General features: G+C 69.9%; 16 protein-coding genes. 8 read left to right on the forward strand and 8 right to left on the reverse strand.

The window, feature by feature from the left end; genetic code table 11:
• Positions 1 to 130: 130 nt before the first annotated feature.
• The gene (locus FL625_RS16125; RefSeq protein ID WP_149589703.1) at positions 131 to 748 is read right to left on the reverse strand and encodes a DUF1287 domain-containing protein; all 618 of its coding nucleotides are present in this window, start codon (positions 746 to 748) and stop codon (positions 131 to 133) included.
• Between the two features lie 99 nt (positions 749 to 847).
• Between FL625_RS16125 and mnmH the strand changes: the two genes are divergently transcribed.
• The gene (mnmH, locus tag FL625_RS16130) at positions 848 to 1,903 is read left to right on the forward strand and encodes a tRNA 2-selenouridine(34) synthase MnmH (protein ID WP_149589704.1); all 1,056 of its coding nucleotides are present in this window, start codon (positions 848 to 850) and stop codon (positions 1,901 to 1,903) included.
• Between the two features lies 1 nt (position 1,904).
• Here mnmH and selD read toward each other — a convergent pair whose 3' ends face one another.
• The 4 genes from selD to nth form a co-directional block, all read right to left on the reverse strand.
• Positions 1,905 to 4,163, reverse strand: a complete 2,259-nt coding sequence (gene selD, locus FL625_RS16135) for a selenide, water dikinase SelD (RefSeq protein WP_235019462.1) — start codon at positions 4,161 to 4,163, stop codon at positions 1,905 to 1,907.
• A gap of 425 nt (positions 4,164 to 4,588) precedes the next feature.
• The gene (locus tag FL625_RS16140) at positions 4,589 to 7,465 is read right to left on the reverse strand and encodes an error-prone DNA polymerase (protein WP_200833972.1); all 2,877 of its coding nucleotides are present in this window, start codon (positions 7,463 to 7,465) and stop codon (positions 4,589 to 4,591) included.
• A gap of 63 nt (positions 7,466 to 7,528) precedes the next feature.
• Positions 7,529 to 8,512 carry an adenosine kinase gene (locus FL625_RS16145; protein ID WP_149589706.1) on the reverse strand — a complete coding sequence of 328 codons (984 nt, stop codon included), beginning with the start codon at positions 8,510 to 8,512 and terminating at the stop codon, positions 7,529 to 7,531.
• Positions 8,509 to 9,153 (reverse strand): endonuclease III, encoded by a 645-nt coding sequence (nth, locus tag FL625_RS16150; RefSeq protein WP_149589707.1) that lies wholly within the window; start codon positions 9,151 to 9,153, stop codon positions 8,509 to 8,511. Before nth ends, FL625_RS16145 begins: the two co-directional genes overlap by 4 nt.
• 166 nt (positions 9,154 to 9,319) lie before the next feature.
• On the opposite strand from nth, the gene FL625_RS16155 reads away from it, so the two are divergent.
• The 6 genes from FL625_RS16155 to FL625_RS16180 all read left to right on the forward strand — a co-directional run bounded on the left by FL625_RS16155 (position 9,320) and on the right by FL625_RS16180 (position 13,638).
• Positions 9,320 to 10,150 (forward strand): methylated-DNA--[protein]-cysteine S-methyltransferase, encoded by an 831-nt coding sequence (locus FL625_RS16155; protein ID WP_149589708.1) that lies wholly within the window; start codon positions 9,320 to 9,322, stop codon positions 10,148 to 10,150.
• Between the two features lie 119 nt (positions 10,151 to 10,269).
• Positions 10,270 to 10,926 carry a YiaD family glycine zipper/OmpA-like lipoprotein gene (locus tag FL625_RS16160; RefSeq protein ID WP_149589709.1) on the forward strand — a complete coding sequence of 219 codons (657 nt, stop codon included), beginning with the start codon at positions 10,270 to 10,272 and terminating at the stop codon, positions 10,924 to 10,926.
• Between the two features lie 102 nt (positions 10,927 to 11,028).
• On the forward strand, positions 11,029 to 11,796 hold the full coding sequence (locus tag FL625_RS16165; RefSeq protein ID WP_149589710.1) for a FadR/GntR family transcriptional regulator: 768 nt from the start codon (positions 11,029 to 11,031) through the stop codon (positions 11,794 to 11,796).
• Positions 11,797 to 11,885: 89 nt separating this feature from the next.
• The gene (locus tag FL625_RS16170; RefSeq protein WP_149589711.1) at positions 11,886 to 12,845 is read left to right on the forward strand and encodes an acetyl-CoA carboxylase carboxyltransferase subunit alpha; all 960 of its coding nucleotides are present in this window, start codon (positions 11,886 to 11,888) and stop codon (positions 12,843 to 12,845) included.
• Positions 12,842 to 13,156 carry a DMT family transporter gene (locus FL625_RS16175; protein WP_149589712.1) on the forward strand — a complete coding sequence of 105 codons (315 nt, stop codon included), beginning with the start codon at positions 12,842 to 12,844 and terminating at the stop codon, positions 13,154 to 13,156. Before FL625_RS16170 ends, FL625_RS16175 begins: the two co-directional genes overlap by 4 nt.
• On the forward strand, positions 13,153 to 13,638 hold the full coding sequence (locus FL625_RS16180; protein ID WP_149589713.1) for a hypothetical protein: 486 nt from the start codon (positions 13,153 to 13,155) through the stop codon (positions 13,636 to 13,638). Before FL625_RS16175 ends, FL625_RS16180 begins: the two co-directional genes overlap by 4 nt.
• Before the next feature lie 175 nt (positions 13,639 to 13,813).
• Here FL625_RS16180 and FL625_RS16185 read toward each other — a convergent pair whose 3' ends face one another.
• The 3 genes from FL625_RS16185 to FL625_RS16195 are packed head-to-tail and all read right to left on the reverse strand — an operon-like array spanning position 13,814 to position 16,100.
• Entirely contained in the window at positions 13,814 to 14,539 is a 726-nt protein-coding gene (locus tag FL625_RS16185; RefSeq protein ID WP_149589714.1) for a lysophospholipid acyltransferase family protein, read from the reverse strand.
• The gene (locus FL625_RS16190; protein ID WP_235019463.1) at positions 14,536 to 15,432 is read right to left on the reverse strand and encodes a cell division protein FtsX; all 897 of its coding nucleotides are present in this window, start codon (positions 15,430 to 15,432) and stop codon (positions 14,536 to 14,538) included. The genes FL625_RS16185 and FL625_RS16190 overlap by 4 nt, the downstream gene beginning before the upstream one ends.
• A complete protein-coding gene (locus tag FL625_RS16195; protein ID WP_149589754.1) occupies positions 15,429 to 16,100 on the reverse strand; it encodes a cell division ATP-binding protein FtsE in 672 nt (223 codons plus the stop codon). Before FL625_RS16195 ends, FL625_RS16190 begins: the two co-directional genes overlap by 4 nt.
• A 178-nt stretch (positions 16,101 to 16,278) precedes the next feature.
• Here FL625_RS16195 and FL625_RS18285 point away from each other — a divergent pair, with 178 nt between their 5' ends.
• Entirely contained in the window at positions 16,279 to 17,376 is a 1,098-nt protein-coding gene (locus FL625_RS18285) for a zinc-ribbon domain-containing protein (protein ID WP_200833973.1), read from the forward strand.
• Positions 17,377 to 17,444: the final 68 nt, after the last annotated feature.

Below are 17,444 nucleotides of genomic sequence, written 5' to 3' on the forward strand. Positions count from 1 at the left end.
CGGCGCACTTGCCCAACCCAAAACCGACCACTATCAACCCCAAGGACTCTCGTTATGAACGAGGGACGACCGGGGGGCAGGTCAGTATCCTTGGTCGGTCCAGGCGGCGCGCCTGCACCAGGTTTGACGATCAATCCAAGGCCTTCAGCCGGGAGACCTCATCGGTGCCGAGGCGGTAATGGCCGGTGATCGGGAAGGCAAACAGGATGTCCTCTTCCCGCGCACCCTGGCCGATATTGTGCAGGATCAGCGGCACGCCGGCCTCGGTCCGCCGGTCGGAGACGATGCCGATGTGGTCGAGGTTGCCCGGCAGTTTCCAGGTGATGATGTCGCCGGGCAGATAGGGCGTCGGCCCCCGGTCGAGCGGCAGGGACGCGCCGATCCGGGTGAAGAGCGTCTGGAGGTTCGGCACCCGGCGGTGGTCGATGTTGCGGTCGGGGCGCGCGAGGCCCCAGAGCGCGGGGTAGGCGGCGAAATCCGCGCGCATGTCGCGGTTCACGGCGCGTTGCAGGTCGATCCCCCATCCGTCGCGCAGGGCGCGGATCACCACGTCGGTGCAGACCCCCCGGTCGCGCGGGATGTCGCCGTTGGGAAAGTCGAGCCGCGCATAGGCCGGGTCGTAGATCACCGTCACGCCCACCTGGTCGCGCGCCGCCGCCGTCAGGCGCGAGGGCTCCGACCCCGCCAGCGCCGAGGCGGCGAGGGGGGCGGAAAGACCGAGCGAGAAGATCAGGACAAGCGCACGCATTGCGAGATCATGCCCGCTTCACGGGCGCGTGTGTAGTCCGGATTTCCCCTGTTTCCGACGGGCTGGCGCCTTTCCGCCGGGGCCGGTAAGAAGGCCGTGATGGCGATCACCCTGACCTCTCTTGCCGATCTGGCGGCGCATGGCTTCGACGACATCATCGATGTCCGGTCGCCTTCGGAATATGCCGAAGATCACCTGCCCGGCGCGATCTCGCTGCCCGTGCTGGACGATGCCGAACGCGCGGAGGTCGGCACGATCTACAAGCAGGTCTCACCCTTCACCGCGCGCAAGGTCGGCGCGGCGCTGGTGGCGAAGAATGCCGCCGCGCATCTGCAGGGGCCGCTCGCCGACCGGCCGGGCGGCTGGCGGCCGCTGGTCTATTGCTGGCGCGGCGGGCAGCGGTCGGGGTCCTTCGCGACGATCCTGAGCCAGATCGGCTGGCGGGTCGAGACGCTGGCGGGCGGCTACAAGGCCTGGCGCGGGCTGGTGGTGCGCGAGGTCTATGACACGCCGGTCCGCGCGCCCATGGTGGTGCTGGACGGCAATACCGGATCGGCCAAGACCGAAATCCTGAACCTTCTGCCGCAGCATGGGCTTCAGGTCATCGACCTGGAGGGGCTGGCCCGGCATCGCGGGTCGCTGTTCGGGGCGGTGGGCGAACAGCCCTCGCAGAAGGCCTTCGAGGGGGCGCTGGCGCTGGCGCTGGCGGGCCTTGACCCCGCGCGGCCGGTGGTGGTGGAGGCGGAAAGCTCGAAGATCGGCGAGCGGCGGCTGCCGCCCGAGATCTGGAAGGCCATGGTCGCCGCGCCGCGGGTGGCGATCGCTGCGCCACGGGCGGAGCGGGCGGCCTATCTGGCCCGCGCCTATGCCGATCTGACCGCCGCGCCGGAACGGCTGGCGGCGACCGTGGGCCTGCTTAAGCCGCTGCACGCGGCCGAGGTGATCGAGGGCTGGCTGGCGCTGGCGGCGGCGGGCGAACATGCCGCGCTGGCCGAAAGCCTGATGGAGCGCCATTACGACCCGCGCTATGGCAAGCATCGGGCGCGGATGGCGGTGCCGGTGACCGAGGTCGCGGCCGAAAGTCTGGCACCCGAGGCCCTGCCGGGCCTTGCCGCGCAGGTGGCCGAGGCGGTGAAGGCGGCGGTCGGGCGCTGACTCAGCCGGTGACGGTGATGTGCGGCGGGCCGGCGGTGACCTCGCCGATCCGGGCGGCGGTGTGGCCGGCGGCGAGGAGCGCAGCGAGGAGCCCCTCGGCGCGGTCGGCGGGCACGGCGGCGAGAAGGCCCCCGGCGGTCTGCGGATCGGACAGAAGCGTGACGCGCGGATCGGCCGGGGCGGTCATCCGCCAGCTGACCGCCTGCAGGTTCGCGGGCAGAAGCGATGAGCCCTGCCCCGCCTTCGCCAGCTCCAGCGCGCCGGGCATCAGCGGGATCGCGTCGAGCCGCAGGGTGGCGGCGGTGCCGGAGGCGTCGAGCATCTCCAGCAGGTGACCGGCGAGGCCGAAGCCGGTGACATCGGTCATCGCCTGCGCCTGCGGCGCGAGGATCGCGGCGGCATCGTGCTGCGGGCGGGTCATCAGCGCGATGCAGGCGGCCCAGACCTCTCCCATCAGGCGGCCGGGAAGGGTGGCGAGCGCCATTTCCGCGGCGAGGATGGTGCCCGAGCCGAGCGGGCGGGTCAGGATCAGCGCATCGCCGGGGCGCGCGCCGGCCTTGGTGACAACGCGCGGGGCGGTGCCGGTGACGGTGAAGCCGATGGTCAGCTCCGCCCCTTCGGTGGAATGGCCGCCGACGACATCGGCCCCGGCCTCGCGGAAGGTGCGGGCGGCCTCGTCCATGATCTCGGCCAGCATGCGGGACTGAAGCTCGGGGCCGAGCGGCGGCAGGGTGACCTGCGCCAGTGCGACCTGGGGGGCGGCGCCCATGGCGAGGACATCGCCCATGGCATGCAGCGCGGCGATGCGGGCCATCAGGCGGGGATCGTGGCAGAAGGCGCGCAGGTGGTCGGTGGTCAGGACCTGGAAGCCCCCGTCCGGCCGGGCAAGGACGGCGGCATCGTCGCCGGGGCCGGAGCGGACCTCGGCCCGCGCCGGGGGCGGGAGGGGGGCCAGCGCCTCGGCCAGGACGCCGGGGCCGAGCTTCGCGCCGCAGCCGCCGCAGAGCGGGCGGCGGTCCAGATGCGCGGCGAGGCCCGTGGTCGCCTCGGCCGGTGCGGCAGGGCGGGACATGGCGGGATAGGGGCCGAAGCGGTCCATGAACGCGCGGTCGATCCGGTCCTTCAGGCGCCAGAGCCGGGGGCCGGTGGCGGTGAGGCCCCATTTCTCGGCGAGCGCGCTCTGGCCGCCCAGCGAGACGAGTTTCAGGTAGTCGGTCTGCGGGCGGAAGGGTCGGAGCGGCCGTCCGGTCAGCGCGGCGCGGAGGTTGTGGTGCAGGACGGGCGCGGCGCGGACGGCGAAGACGCCGGCCTTGGGGCGGGGTGTGTCGGGCTGGGTGGCGCAGTCGCCGCTGGCGAATATCAGCGGGTCGGAGGTGCGCAGCGTGGCGTCGATGAGGAGGAAGCCCTCGCGCTGGTCGAGGCCGGTCCCGGACAGCCAGGGATGCGGCCGGGCGCCGGTGGCCGAGAGGGTGAAGTCGGACGGCAGGACCTCTCCGCCGGTGAGGGTGACGCGGTCGGGCGCGATGGCGGCGACGGTCGCGCCGAGGCGGAGGTCGATGCCGGCCTCGGCCAGCCGGCGGCGGATCGTGGCGCGGGCGCGGGGGGAGAGGGTTGGCAGGAAATCCGCGCTGCGGTCGATCAGGGCGATCCGGGGGATGGCGCCTTCGCTGCGGAGCCGATGGGCGGAGGCAAGCGCGAGTTCCACCCCGGCGAGGCCGGCGCCGAGGATGGCGATGCGCGGCTCGGGCGGGCGGCGGGCGAGGAAGACCTCCCAGGCCTCGGCATAGGGGCCGAGCGGCTTGGCGGCGACGGCGGCGGAGGCGCCAGGGATCGCGTCCGGCAGCTGCGAGGTGATGCCGATGTCGATGGCGGCGAGGTCGTAGGGCAAGGGCGGGCGCCCGGCGAGGTGGATGAGCCGGGCGTCGCGGTCGATGCCGGTGGCGCGGTCGAGGATCAGGCGGGCACCGGCAAAGCGGGCGAGGCGGACGATGTCGATCATCAGGTCTTCCCGCCGGTAATGGCCGGCGATCAGGCCCGGCAGCATGCCGGTGTAGGGCGCGGCGGGATCGGGGTTGATCAGCGTGACCCTGGTCCCGGGCAGCGGCTTCATCCCCCACATGCGCAGCACCAGCGCATGGCAATGCCCGCCGCCGATCAGCACGAGGTCCTTGATCTGGGGCAGGGCGGGGGTCATGGGCTGCGGCTCTCCCGGTGCGTCGGCATCAGCGCCGGGATAGCGCATGGCGGGCGGAAAGGCCATGACCGGGCGCCGGTTTGGGAGGGGCTGTCCTCAGGGCATCGAGCCCTTCGGACAGCGCTGCCGCGGAGGAAATGTCCGGCGTGGCTGCGGGGTGGACAGGGCGGATGCCTCCGGCGGGAGTATTTCCCAAGGGGCAAGCCCATTAGCGTCGTGTTAACTTGAACGTGGCCAACTGGGACTGCGGTACAGGGAGGAGTCCCGATGGCCGCAAGGGGCAAGTCGCCCCGGCGGCGTGGGAAGCTCTCCCTTCGCACTGCAAGAGGTGCCGCTCGCCGGGGCGCATTGCCGCCCGATCCCGCATTTGCCCTTTTCCAAATACTCCCGCCGGAGGCAGCGACATTTGCCACGGGCGCAGTCGGGGCAGAAGGGATCCGCGGCAGCGCCGCCGAGCGGGCCCTCGATGGGTCCCGAGGCGGCTCTCCCTCTCAGGCAGCGTCGAGGGCGGGGCGCAAGAGCGCCATCGGATGGGCGCGCAGCGTCAGGCGCATGGCGACGTAATCCTCGACCACCGCCTCGCCCAGGGTCATCTCGCGGAAGGCGACGGCGGGCTCGGGGATCCCCTCGCCGTCCAGGTCGGCGGCGAAAAGCGGCAGGGGCGCGCCCTCGGCCAGGGCTTCGGCGGCCCAGAGCGCCTCGCGGCGGCTGAGGCCGAGGTCGGCGAAGACATCGGCCTCGGCCAGGCGGGTCAGGGTGGCGGGGCCGACGCCCGCGCGGCGCCAGACATCCTGCACCGTCTGATAGCCGTTGCCGCGCGCCCCGGTGATCCAGCGCGCCTCTTCCTCGGCGATGCCGCGGATCTGGCGGAAGCCCAGCCGCAGCGCCAGTTCGGGCGGTGCGCCCGGCCGGTCGATCCATTCCATCCGGTTGTCCCAGTGGCTGGCGTTGATCGCGGGCGGCAGCACCGTCACCCCGTGTTCCCGCGCATCGCGCACGATCTGCGCCGGCGCATAGAATCCCATCGGCTGCGAGTTCAGGAGCGCGCAGGCGAAGATGCCGGGATGGTGCCGCTTGATCCAGGCCGAGGCATAGACCAGAAGCGCGAAGCTGGCCGCATGGCTTTCGGGGAAGCCGTAGCTGCCGAAGCCCTCGATCTGGGCAAAGCAGCGGCGGGCGAAATCCTCGTCATGGCCGCGCGCCAGCATGCCGGTGATGAAGCGGTCGTGGAACTCGCTGACGTTGCCGTGTTTCTTGAAGGTCGCGAGCGACCGGCGCAGGCGGTCGGCCTCTTCCGGCGTGAAGCCCGCGCCGACGATGGCGATCTGCATCGCCTGTTCCTGGAAGAGCGGCACGCCGAGCGTCTTGCCCAGCACCCGGCCCAGCTCGTCCGAGGGGAAGCTGACCTGTTCCTGCCCGTTCCGCCGCCGCAGGAAGGGATGCACCATGTCGCCCTGGATCGGCCCCGGGCGGATGATCGCCACCTGGATCACGAGGTCGTAGAAGCACTTCGGCCGCATCCGGGGCAGGAAGTTCATCTGCGCCCGGCTTTCCACCTGGAACACCCCGAGCGAGTCGGCCCGGCAGAGCATGCGGTAGGTCTCGGGGTCCTCGGGCGGGAGCGTGGCCAGCGTGAAGTGCTGGTGGTGGTGCCGCGCGATCAGGTCGAAGGCCTTGCGCAGGCAGGAGAGCATGCCGAGCGCCAGGATATCGACCTTCAGGATCTTCAGCGTGTCGATGTCGTCCTTGTCCCAGGGGATGACGGTGCGGTCCTCCATCGTGGCGTTTTCGACCGGGCAAAGCTCGTCCAGCCGGCCTTCTGTGATGATGAAGCCGCCGACGTGCTGGCTGAGGTGCCGGGGGAAGCCCTGGATCTCGTCGATCAGGGCCATGGTCTGCGACAGGCGCCGGTCGGTGGGATCAAGGCCGATTTCGCGAAGCCGCGCCTCGGTCACCGCCCCCGGCCCGCCCCAGCCCCAGATCTGGCTGGACATGGCGGCGAGGGTATCCTCGGACAGGCCCATGGCGCGGCCGACCTCGCGCACCGCGCGCTTGCCGCGGTAGTGGATCACCGTGGCGCACAGCCCCGCGCGGTGGCGGCCGTATTTTTCGTAGATGTGCTGGATCACCTCTTCCCGACGTTCGTGTTCGAAATCCACGTCGATGTCGGGCGGTTCGTTCCGCGCCTCACTGATGAAACGCTCGAAGACCATCGTCCCGATCTCGGGGCTGACCGAGGTCACGCCCAGGGCATAGCAGACCACCGAATTCGCAGCCGAGCCGCGGCCCTGGCAGAGGATGCCGCGCTTGCGGGCGAAATCGACGATGTCGTGGACGGTGAGGAAATAGGGCTCGTAGCGCAGCCTGGCGATCAGGGCGAGTTCATGGGCCATCTGCGCGCGTACCCGGTCGGGCGGGCCTTCGGGATAGCGCCAGTGCAGGCCCGCCTCGGCCAGGCGCGCGAGGCGCTGGGCGGCGCTTTCGCCGTCCGCGACCTCGGAGGGGTACTGGTATTGCAACTCGTCCAGCGAGAAGGCGGCGCGGGCGGCGACCTCGCCTGCCCGGACCACCGCCGCCTCGTGCCCGGCGAAGATGCGCCGCATCTCGGCATCCGAGCGCAGGCGGCCTTCGTTGTTGGGCAGCGCCCGGCGGCCGAGCCTGTCCACCGGCACGCCGAGGCGGATCGCGGTCAGGACATCGGCAAGCCGGCGGCGCTTGCCGTGGTGCAGGAAGGGCAGCGCCGTGGCGACGGTGGGGATGTTCAGGGCCTCTGCGCGCCGGGCGAGGCTGTCGAAGCGGGCCGCGTCCTGCCCGTCATAGCGCGGCGCCATGGCGAGGGAGACCTGGCCGGGGAAGCGTTGCGCCAGCCGTCGGGCATGGGCGTGCCAGAGTTTCGGATCGGTGGTCGCGCCGATCTCGGCCAGGGTCAGGCGCTGGTCCTCGGGCAGGATCAGCATCTCCATCCCCTCGCCCCAGTCGAGGAGGTCGGGCAGGTCCAGCCGGCAGTCGCCCTTCTCGGCCCGCAGGCGGCCGAGGCTGAGCAGGCGGCAGAGGCGGCCCCAGGCGGCGCGGTCGCGGGGGAGGGTCGTGACCTGGAAGCCGTCGGCAAGGACGATGCGGGCGGCGGGGATCAGCCGGACCTTCGGGCCGCCGTCGCGGGCGAGTTCCCTGGCCCTGGTGTGGGCGCGGACGATGCCGGCGACCGAGTTCACATCGGCGACGGCCAGCGCGGGCATCCCCATCTCGGCGGCGCGCAGGATCATCTCCTCGGGGTGGGAGGCCCCGGTGAGGAAGGTGAAATTCGTCAGCGCGGAGAGTTCGACGAAGGGCAAGGGGCGACTCGGGTGACGTGAACAGAACGGGAACATTCTGCCACGGGCGCGCGGGGGCCGCCAGGAATTTTCGGTGAAAATTCCTGGCCTTCGGTCGTGCTAGATCAGGCCTTCCTTGCGGAAGAGGGCCTTGAGATCGGCTTCCGGCCTTGCGCCGAAGTGCGAGATGACCTCGGCCGCGGCGACGCAGCCCATGCGGCCGGCGGTGGCCAGCGACTGGCCGGTGGCGAGACCATAAAGGAACCCTGCCGCGAACTGGTCGCCCGCGCCGGTGGCGTCAACGGGCACGACGCGGCGGACGGGGACCACCGCCTGTTCCTCGCCGCGCACCACGATCACGTCATGGCCCGACCGGGTGCAGACGACGAGGCCCGCATCCGCCGCCGCCTGCTCCAGCGCCGCCGACAGGTCGGTCTGGTAGAGCGAGCACCATTCGTGTTCGTTGCCGATGACATAGTCCAGCGACTTCACCAGCCGCCGGAAGTCGTCGCGGTGCCGATCGACGCAGAAGGGATCGGACAGCGCGATGCCGGCCTTGCCGCCGGCCCTGTGGCACAGTTCCACCGCCCGCTCGAAGGCCTGCTTGCCCTTGGGCTTGTCGTAGAGATAGCCCTCGAGGAACAGGATCTCGGCGCGGCCGGCGACCGAATCCGACACGTCGTCGGGGCCGAGTTCCGAGGAGATGCCGAGGTAGGTGTTCATCGACCGCTCGCCGTCGGGCGAGACGAAGATCATGCTGCGCGAGGTCGGAAGCTCGCCCCCCGGCACGGGCGGGTTGACGAAATCGGTGCCCTCCTGCGCCATGGTCTGCGCGTAGAAGCGGCCCAGCGCGTCGTCGTGGACGCGGCCGATGAAGGCGGTGGTGAGGCCGAGGTTGCCGAGGCCGGCCAGCGTGTTCGCGACCGATCCGCCCGGTGCCTGCTGGCGGTTCTCCATCGCGGCATAGAGCATCTCGCCGCGTTCGCGTTCGACGAGCTGCATGATGCCCTTCTGGATTCCCATGAGGTCGAGGAAACTGTCGTCGGCGGTGGAGAAGACATCGACGATGGCATTGCCGATGCCGACGACCTGATAGGTTTTCATGCGGTCTTTTCCTCGTATTGGCACCAGTCGCGGATCGGGCAGATGCCGCATTTCGGCTTGCGCGCGGTGCAGATATACCGGCCGTGCAGGATAAGCCAGTGGTGGGCATGGGCCTGGTATTCCACCGGCACGTTGTCCTCGATCGCGCGTTCTACGGCCAGTTCGTCGCGGCCGGGGCAGATGCCGGTGCGGTTGCCGACGCGGAAGATATGGGTATCGACCGCCTGTGCGGGGTGGTGGAACCACATGTTCAGGACCACGTTCGCCGTCTTGCGCCCGACCCCCGGCAGCGTGGTCAGCGCCGCGCGGGACGAGGGCACCTCGCCGCCGAAGTTCTCGATCAGAAGGCGCGAGAGCCGGATGACGTTCTTCGCCTTGTTGCGGTAAAGGCCGATGGTCTTGATATGGTCGATCAGCCCCTCTTCCCCAAGCGCCAGCATCTTTTCCGGCGTGTCGGCGATCTGGAAGAGCTTGCGCGTGGCCTTGTTCACGCCGACATCCGTCGCCTGTGCCGAAAGCGCCACGGCGACCAGCAGGGTGAAGGCGTTGACGTGTTCAAGTTCGCCCTTCGGATGGGGCTCGATCTCGGCGAAACGCGCGAAGACCTGTTTCAGCGCGGCATAGGGCAGTTGCGGGGTCATGGAGCCTTTGCAGCACGAAAGCCGCAGTTCGACAAGCCGCAGGAAACGGGTCGCGGCGCAGGGAGGGTGGCGCTACATCTCCGAAAGACGCTCGTCGATGACTTCGTCACTCCTCGCTTGCGACGAGAAGCCGAAGGCGCACGAGGAGCCGCCCGAGGAAACCAGGATGACCGACCAGTCCCCGTCCTACCACTACCAGGTGATCGCCCGCGCGCTTGACGTGATCGATCGTGAAGGCCCGGCCCTGACGCTGGAAGGCCTGGCCCAGCGGATGAGCATGAGCCCGGCGCATTTCCAGCGGGTGTTCAGCCAGTGGGTCGGCGTCAGCCCCAAGCGATATCAGCAATATCTGACGCTGGGCCATGCGCGCAGGCTGCTGGCGGAAAGGCATACCCTGCTTGGCACCACCCTTGAGACCGGCCTTTCCGGCACGGGACGCCTGCATGACCTGTTCCTGACCTGGGAAGCGATGTCGCCTGGAGACTATGCCCGCGGCGGCGAAGGGCTGGAGATCCGCTGGGGCTGGTTCGAGACGCCCTTCGGTCCGGCCCTGGTCATGGCGACGGCAAGGGGCATCTGCGGCATGGGCTTTGCCGACGAGGTTGGCGCCGAGGCGGCGATGGAGGACCTTGTCGGCCGCTGGCCGAAGGCGAGCTATGTCGAGGACCCGAGGGCGATCCGTCCCCTGGTCGATACGGCCTTCGGCGGAAAGGCCACCAGCCTGCACCTGATCGGCGCCCCGTTCCAGATCAAGGTCTGGGAGGCGCTCCTGGCGATCCCCACCGGCCATGTCACCACCTATGCCGACATCGCCGGTGCCATCGGCCATCCGCAGGCCCACCGCGCCGTGGGCACGGCTGTCGGGCGCAACCCGATCAGCTTTCTCATCCCCTGCCACCGCGCCCTGCGCCGCGACGGGGGCCTTGGTGGCTATCACTGGGGCCTGCCGCGCAAGCGCGCCATGCTGGCCTGGGAGGCCGCGCGCACAGGTTTGTGAATGCGCGGAACCCTGCCGAGGGAGCAGGGAACTGCAAACCTCTCGACGGCGCTCGTGTAATGTGGCACGGGTCTGACCATCAGGCCCGGAACGGGCCGACAGCTGAGGCGAGAGCGAACATGATGACGAAAACCCCCCTTCTTCTTGCGATGGCCGGCGCGCTGACCCTGACCGCCTGCGTCGATCCGAACGCCTATCCCGATGACCCGAACGCCCGGCAGCGCAGCGGCGCGATCATCGGCGGCCTCACCGGCGCCGTGGCCGGGGCCGCGGTCTCTTCGGGCGACGACAAGCTGAAGGGCGTCCTCATCGGTGGCGTGCTGGGCGCGGGCACGGGCGCGCTGATCGGCGCCGACCTCGACCGGCAGGCCGCCGAACTGCGCGGGCAGTTGAACTCGAACATCTCGGTGACGAACACGGGCGAATACCTGATCGTCAACATGCCGCAGGATCTGCTGTTCGCCGTCGACAGCGCCGCCGTGCGCCCCGACCTGCGCGCCGACCTGAACGCGGTGGCTTCTAGCCTGCTGAAATACCCCAACAGCCGGATCGAGGTGATCGGCCATACCGACAACACCGGCGCCGCCGCCTACAACCAGGACCTGTCGCAGCGCCGTGCGGTCGCGGTGGCCTCGATCCTCCGCGAAAGCGGGGTGCCGGGGAGCCGGATCGCCGCCTATGGCCGGGGCGAGGACCAGCCGATCGCGTCGAACCTGACGCCCGAGGGCCGCGCCAAGAACCGCCGGGTCGAGATCATCATCCGCCCGACACGCTGACGCAGCGGAAACTTTTGCAGGGGGGCCGGCCACCGCCGGCCCCTTTTCCATTGTAACGGCCTGGAATCGGTCATAATTTCGGACCAATCAGCGGGGTCCACCATGCCGTTCCTGAAAGTCGCCTCGGAAAAGCTGTCCAGCGCGGTTGTCCGCCAGATCGAGCAGTTGATCCTGCGCGGCATCCTGCGTCCGGGTGAGCGTCTGCCTTCAGAGCGCGATCTGGCCGAGAAACTGGGCGTCTCTCGCCCCAGCCTGCGCGATGCCATCGCCGAGTTGGCCGAGAACGGACTTCTGGTCAGCCGGGCCGGGTCGGGTATCTTTGTGGCGGACGTGCTGGGCTCGGCCTTCTCGCCGGCGCTGATCCGGCTGTTTTCTACCCATGAGGAGGCAGTCTTCGACTACATCGCCTTCCGCCGCGACATCGAGGGGCTGGCGGCGGAACGGGCCGCCGTGCACGGGTCGGAGACCGACCTGCGGGTGATCGACACGATCTTCGGCAAGATGGAACAGGCGCACCAGAAGCGCGACCCCTCGGACGAGGCGCAGCTGGATGCCGAGTTCCACATGGCGATCATCGAGGCCAGCCACAACGTCATCATGCTGCACATGCTGCGGTCGATGTTCGACCTTCTGCGGCAGGGCGTGTTCTACAACCGGCAGATGATGTTCAGGAACCGGATGACGCGGGATCACCTGCTGGACCAGCACCGGGCAATCAATGCCGGTGTGCAGGCGCGCGACCCGGAAGCCGCGCGCGCCGCCGTCACCGCGCATCTGGCCTTCGTGGAACAGGCCTTCCACGACCAGATCCGGGCCGAAAGGCACGAGGCCATCGCCCGGCAAAGACTTGAGCACGAGACCGCGCGCTAGGGACGCGGCCGGCCGCCGTGGCGCCTGCTGCCGAGTTGCATCGGGTCTTGCCCGAGGGCATATAGGGGCAGTCCCGCAAAGGAAGCGCCATGCAGTATCTCGACTTCGAAAAGCCGCTTGCCGACATCGAGGGCAAGGCCGAGGAACTTCGCGCCATGGCGCGGACCAATCCCGGGATGGATGTCTCGAAAGAGGCCGAGGCGCTGGACCGCAAGGCTGACCAGGCGCTGCGCGATCTCTACAAGACGCTGACGCCCTGGCAGAAATGCCAGGTGGCCCGTCACCCGGAACGGCCGCATTGCCTGGACTACGTCGAGGGGCTGTTCACCGAGTTCACCAGCCTGGCCGGGGACCGGGCCTTTGCCGACGACCATGCGGTGATCGGGGGGCTGGCGCGGTTCAACGACCAGCCGGTGATGGTGATCGGCCACGAGAAGGGCAACGACACCAAGTCGCGCATCCAGCGCAATTTCGGCATGGCCCGGCCCGAGGGCTATCGCAAGGCGATCCGGCTGATGGACCTGGCCGACCGTTTCCGCATCCCGGTGATCACCCTCATCGACACCGCCGGCGCCTATCCCGGCAAGGGCGCGGAAGAGCGCGGCCAGGCCGAGGCCATCGCGCGCTCGACCGAGAAATGCCTGTCGATCGGCGTGCCGCTGGTCAGCGTGGTGATCGGCGAGGGCGGGTCGGGCGGGGCGGTGGCCTTCGCCACGGCGAACCGGGTCGCGATGCTGGAACATTCGATCTACTCGGTCATCAGTCCCGAGGGCTGCGCCTCGATCCTGTGGAAGGACGCCGAGAAGATGCGCGAGGCGGCCGAGGCGCTGCGGCTGACGGCGCAGGACCTGCAGAAGCTGGGGATCATCGACCGGATCGTGAAGGAGCCGCTCGGCGGGGCGCAGCGCGCGCCCAAGGAGGCGATCCAGGCGGTCGGCAAGGCGATCGAGGCGATGCTGGGCGAATTGTCGGGCAAGAAGCCCGAGGCGCTGGTCAGGGACCGGCGGCAGAAGTTCCTGGACATGGGCAAGAAGGGGCTTGCGGCTTGAGCCCCTGGGTGATCCTGGTCATCGCCGGGGTGCTGGAGATGGGCTGGGCGCTGGGGCTGAAGTATTCCGCGGGCTTCACGCGGCCGGTCCCCTCGGTGGCGACCATTGTCCTGGCGCTGGGGTCGTTCTACCTCTTGTCGGTGGCCATGAAGTCCTTGCCGGTGGGCACGGCCTATGCGGTCTGGGTGGGGATCGGCGCCATCGGAACCGCCATCGCGGCGGTGTTCCTGTTCCAGGAGCCGGTGAACCTGATGCGGGTGATGGGGGTGCTTCTCATCCTCGCCGGCATCGTGGCGCTGAAATTCGCATGATCCGGGCGCTGGCCCTGGCGCTGGCGCTGGCGGGGCCGACCGCGGCCGGCACGCTGGAGGGGCGGCTCGTCACCTTCACGGTCGAGACCTGGGACCAGCGCGAGGCGCCCTATCTGCGGGCACGGGGCCGGACGGTGACGGTTGGCCGGGGCGTCGAGTTCGGGCTGGAGCCGGAAGGGCTGACCGGGGGGCTGGACGTGGTGCCGGTGACGGTGGAGATCGGGCCGAGCCGGATCGAACTCGGCTACCCGCGCGGTCGGGGGCGGTTCTTCGAGGCGGCCTTCAACGGCTATGTGCTGCGCTTCGAGACCGAATGCGCGCTGTTCGAGGCGGTGGCGGTGGACCCGGCGGGGACGACGATGCCGGTGCGCGAGATCTGGGCCGAGACGGGGGCGCTCTACATCAATGTCTCGGGGCTGGACTACGGGCCCGAGGCGCGGCTGGCGCTGGACATCGAGGTCGCGGACTGCCCGCTGAGCTGACCTGTCCACGGTGGACAGGGTTCGCCTGTGTCATGAAATCAACAGGTTGGCTGCGGGCGTCAAGGATCCGGAAAGGTTCGGCCGCAAGTGCGGGGGCCGCCTCCTCCTGCGCCTTCGGCTTCTCGTCGGTGCGCGGCAGCGATTGGGGACGAAGTCGCGGAAGATCGGCGGCCGGTCAGCCGCGGAAGCCGGCTTCGGCCATCAGGCGGTTCGAGCGGGTTTCGATCTCGGACTCGATGCGGGCCATGAACTCGGGAATGGGCAGGCCCGGGGCGATGGGGTCGAGGAATTCGACCACGGCAAGGCCGGGCTTCCTGAGGATGCCGCGCTTGGGCCAGAACAGGCCGACATTGGTCGCCACCGGCACGCAGGGCTGGCCGAGCTGTTCGTAGAGCAGGCCGGTCCCGACCTTGTAGGGCTTCACGTCGCCGGGGGCGACGCGGGTGCCCTGGGGATAGATGATGAGCTGGCCGGGTTCGGCGGCGCCCCGGGCCACGTCGGCCTTCATCCGGGTGATGGCCGCGCCGCGCTTGCCGCGGTCCACCGGCACGCAGCCGATGCGCAGCGCATACTGGCCGAGGAAGGGGGCGAACATCAGTTCGCGCTTCATGATGAACTTGCCGGCCGGGACCGCGTCGAAGATCAGGATGATGTCGAGAAAGCTCTGGTGCTTGGCGGCGATCAGGCATTCGGCGGTGGGCGGCGTGCCGCGCACCTCGCAGCGCAGACCGGTGAGCAGCCGCAGCGAGACGATGACCCAGCGGCAGTAGGTCTTGGCCGCGACCCTCGCGCCACGGCGCGAGACGAGCGCCCAGGGGGCAAAGAGCACGGCCATCACGGCCATGACCAGATACATCTGGACGATGAAGACCAGCGAAAGCAGCCAGCGGATCGGGGTCATGTCAGCTCCCGCAGTTTCTGGAATGCGGCGCGGCGGGTGGCGGCGAAGGCCACGAGCGCGGCCAGGGGCGGCAGGGCCAGCGGCCAGAGCCAGCCCCAGCCGGTGAAGCCGAGCCCGGTCAGGAAGCCCCCGGCGGCGTCGGCGGCGGGCAGGGCGGCCACGCCGATCAGCCCGGCAGCGGCGCCGATCGCGGCCCCGGTCAGCGCGCGCAGGGTGAAGCGGCGCACGAAGGCGCGGGCGATGTAGCTGTCCTTGGCGCCGACGAGGCGCAGGACATGGATCACCTCGGCATTGGTGGCCAGCGCCGCGCGGGCGGCCAGCGTGATCATCGCGGCCATGGCCGCGCCGATCAGCGCTATGGACAGGATCCCCAGAAGCCGGATGCGCGAGGCGGCCTCGGCCAGGGGGCGGCGCCAGCGGGTGTGGTCGTCCAGCAGAGCCCCGGGCGCCTCGGCGGCGAGGCGCTGGCGCAGCCCCTCGGAATCGTAGGGCGGTTCGCCTTCCACCACCTGGATCAGGCGGGGGATCGGCAGCGCCTCGACCGGCAGGCCGGGGCCGAACCAGGGTTCGAGAAGCGCCCGCGTCTCGGCATCGTCGAGCGCGCGGAAGCTGGCGATGCCGGGGGTGGTGGCCAGCGTGGCGAGGATCGCGTCGGTCTGGATCTGCACCTGTTCGGCGGGGGCCGAGAGGCGGATGGTGGCGGTCTTGGCCAGCGCCTCGGACCAGCGGTTGGCCAGGCGCCCGGAGGCGAGCGAGAGGGCGAGCGCGAAGACGCAGAGGAAGGTCATCGCCCCTGCGGTGAAGGTGGTCAGCCAGGCAGTGGGGCCGGAGGGCGGGACGACCTCGAGTGCGCGGGTGGCGGGCGAGGCGGGCTTGGCGGTCGGCAGTCTCAAAGGTCGGCCCCCGCAAGCTGGACGCGGTGCTTGGCGATGCGCAGGACGCGGGCCTGGATCTGCGCCTTGGCCTGGCGGATGAGGTTCAGGTCGTGGGTGGCGACGAGGATGGTCTTGCCCATCTTGTTCAGTTCGACCAGCAGCGTGAGGATGCGGAGCGACATTTCCCAGTCCACGTTGCCGGTGGGTTCGTCGGCAAGGATGATGTCGGGATCGACGATCACCGCGCGGGCCAGAGCCGCGCGCTGGCGTTCGCCGCCCGAGAGTTGCGGCGGCAGCGCGTCGGCGAGATGCTTCAGCCCGACCCAGCCGAGGAGGTCCTCCATGTCCTGGGCGCTGCTTTCGCGGTCGGACACGGTAAAGGGCAGCGCCATGTTGGCCGCCAGCGTCATGTGGTCGAGGAACTTGCAGTCCTGGTGGACGATGCCGATGCGGCGGCGGGTGCGGGCCACGTCGTCGCGCGACAGCGTGGTCACGTCCTTGTCGAACAGGATGACGCGGCCCGAGGTCGGGATCAGCTCGGCATAGGCAAGTTTCAGGAAGGTGGACTTGCCCGCACCCGATGGGCCGGTCAGGAAGTGGAACGACCCGGGCGCGAGCTTCAGCGAGACATTCGACAGAAGCTCGCCCCCGCCATAGCTGTAGGCCACGTTCTCGAAGCTGATCACGGTCATCCCCTGCTTTCGGCTTCGGGCGGCTGTCCAAGGCCGCACCGAAGTGACTGCGCTTTCCATCGCACAGGCGGAAACGATTGCACAAGGGCGCGCGACATTGCCTTGGAACCACAGGAATTAAGGATTACAAGTTCGAGTGGCGACCGGAAAAACAGGCGTTGAGGGGACAGGAATGCGGTTGGTTTGCCCGAATTGCGAGGCCAAATACGAGGTGCCCGAGGACGCGATTCCGGAAACGGGTCGCGATGTGCAATGCGCGAATTGCGGGCATGCCTGGTATCAGATGCGGCCGCGCGCGGCGGGGGCAGAGCCCGGCGCGGTTGCTCCGGCAGCCGCGCCGGCGGTTGTGCCGCCCCCGGCATCGGTTGCAGAGCCGCAACCCGAGCCGGCGGCCATTGCGCCCGAACCGAAGGCGCCATCCGCGGACGTGCCCGTGGTTGCCGAGCCAGAACCGGAACGGGCGGTAGAGCCCGAACATTCTGCACAATCCGTCGAACCCGTTGCCGCACCGGAGACGCCGGCCGCGGTCGCGCCGGCCGCGGTGCCCGTGGTGGAGGCGGTCTCCGAGGTCCCGGTCGCGCCGGCGCCGGGGTCCGAGCCTTCGGTCGAGACCGTTGCTGCGGGGGCCGAACGTCAGCCGGACCCGGCGGCGGTGACCCCCGAGGCCCCGGCGACCGGCGAAGGAGTGGCGGACCCCGAGGACGACGCGGCCCTTCCGGGGGCCGCCGCGGCTGCGCCGGTGGCCTACGCGGTGGATGACTCGGTGCTGGCCATCCTGCGCGAGGAGGCCGAGCGCGAGGCCGAGGCCCGCCGTGCCGAGGCCGCGCGTCCGCTGGAGGTGCAGCAGGATCTCGGGATCGACGCGGCCATCCCCGCCGCGGCGCCCGCTGTCGCGGCAGGTGCTGCTGCGGCGGCGGCCGCGGTAGACGAGGCCACGGACCGCGTGGCTGGCCGACGCACCCGTCTGCCGGATGTCGAGGAGATCAACTCGACCCTGCGTCCCAGCGAGCCGCCGGCGGAAGAGACGGTCGAAACCGCTGCACCCATCGAGGTCGAGGGCCGCAGCAGTTTCCGCAGCGGCTTCCTTCTGGTGCTGACCATCGCGATCCTGGCCTCGGCGCTCTACATCAGCGCCGATGCGCTGGCCCGGGCGGTTCCGGCCCTGGCCGGGGTGCTGGAGAGCTATGTCTCGCTCATCGACGGCCTGCGGTTGTGGATGGACGGGCTGATGCAGAGCGCGACGGTCGCGATCAACGGCTCGGGCGGCTGAGGACCAATTCGGCTTGCCCCCGCGCGGGCAGGCCTTTATCCCTTGCGGCCGACCCATGATCCGCGAGG

The organism is Tabrizicola flagellatus, from assembly GCF_008271465.1.
Classification (GTDB): Bacteria; Pseudomonadota; Alphaproteobacteria; order Rhodobacterales; family Rhodobacteraceae; genus Tabrizicola; species Tabrizicola flagellata.

Bases quoted from the DNA above. Each gene is read 5' to 3' on its own strand.
- FL625_RS16125 (WP_149589703.1), bottom strand. From the start codon at position 748: ATGCGTGCGCTTGTCCTGATCTTCTCGCTCGGTCTTTCCGCCCCCCTC.
- mnmH (WP_149589704.1), top strand. From the start codon at position 848: ATGGCGATCACCCTGACCTCTCTTGCCGATCTGGCGGCGCATGGCTTC.
- selD (WP_235019462.1), bottom strand. From the start codon at position 4,163: ATGGCCTTTCCGCCCGCCATGCGCTATCCCGGCGCTGATGCCGACGCA.
- FL625_RS16140 (WP_200833972.1), bottom strand. From the start codon at position 7,465: ATGTTCCCGTTCTGTTCACGTCACCCGAGTCGCCCCTTGCCCTTCGTC.
- FL625_RS16145 (WP_149589706.1), bottom strand. From the start codon at position 8,512: ATGAAAACCTATCAGGTCGTCGGCATCGGCAATGCCATCGTCGATGTC.
- nth (WP_149589707.1), bottom strand. From the start codon at position 9,153: ATGACCCCGCAACTGCCCTATGCCGCGCTGAAACAGGTCTTCGCGCGT.
- FL625_RS16155 (WP_149589708.1), top strand. From the start codon at position 9,320: ATGACCGACCAGTCCCCGTCCTACCACTACCAGGTGATCGCCCGCGCG.
- FL625_RS16160 (WP_149589709.1), top strand. From the start codon at position 10,270: ATGATGACGAAAACCCCCCTTCTTCTTGCGATGGCCGGCGCGCTGACC.
- FL625_RS16165 (WP_149589710.1), top strand. From the start codon at position 11,029: ATGCCGTTCCTGAAAGTCGCCTCGGAAAAGCTGTCCAGCGCGGTTGTC.
- FL625_RS16170 (WP_149589711.1), top strand. From the start codon at position 11,886: ATGCAGTATCTCGACTTCGAAAAGCCGCTTGCCGACATCGAGGGCAAG.
- FL625_RS16180 (WP_149589713.1), top strand. From the start codon at position 13,153: ATGATCCGGGCGCTGGCCCTGGCGCTGGCGCTGGCGGGGCCGACCGCG.
- FL625_RS16185 (WP_149589714.1), bottom strand. From the start codon at position 14,539: ATGACCCCGATCCGCTGGCTGCTTTCGCTGGTCTTCATCGTCCAGATG.
- FL625_RS18285 (WP_200833973.1), top strand. From the start codon at position 16,279: ATGCGGTTGGTTTGCCCGAATTGCGAGGCCAAATACGAGGTGCCCGAG.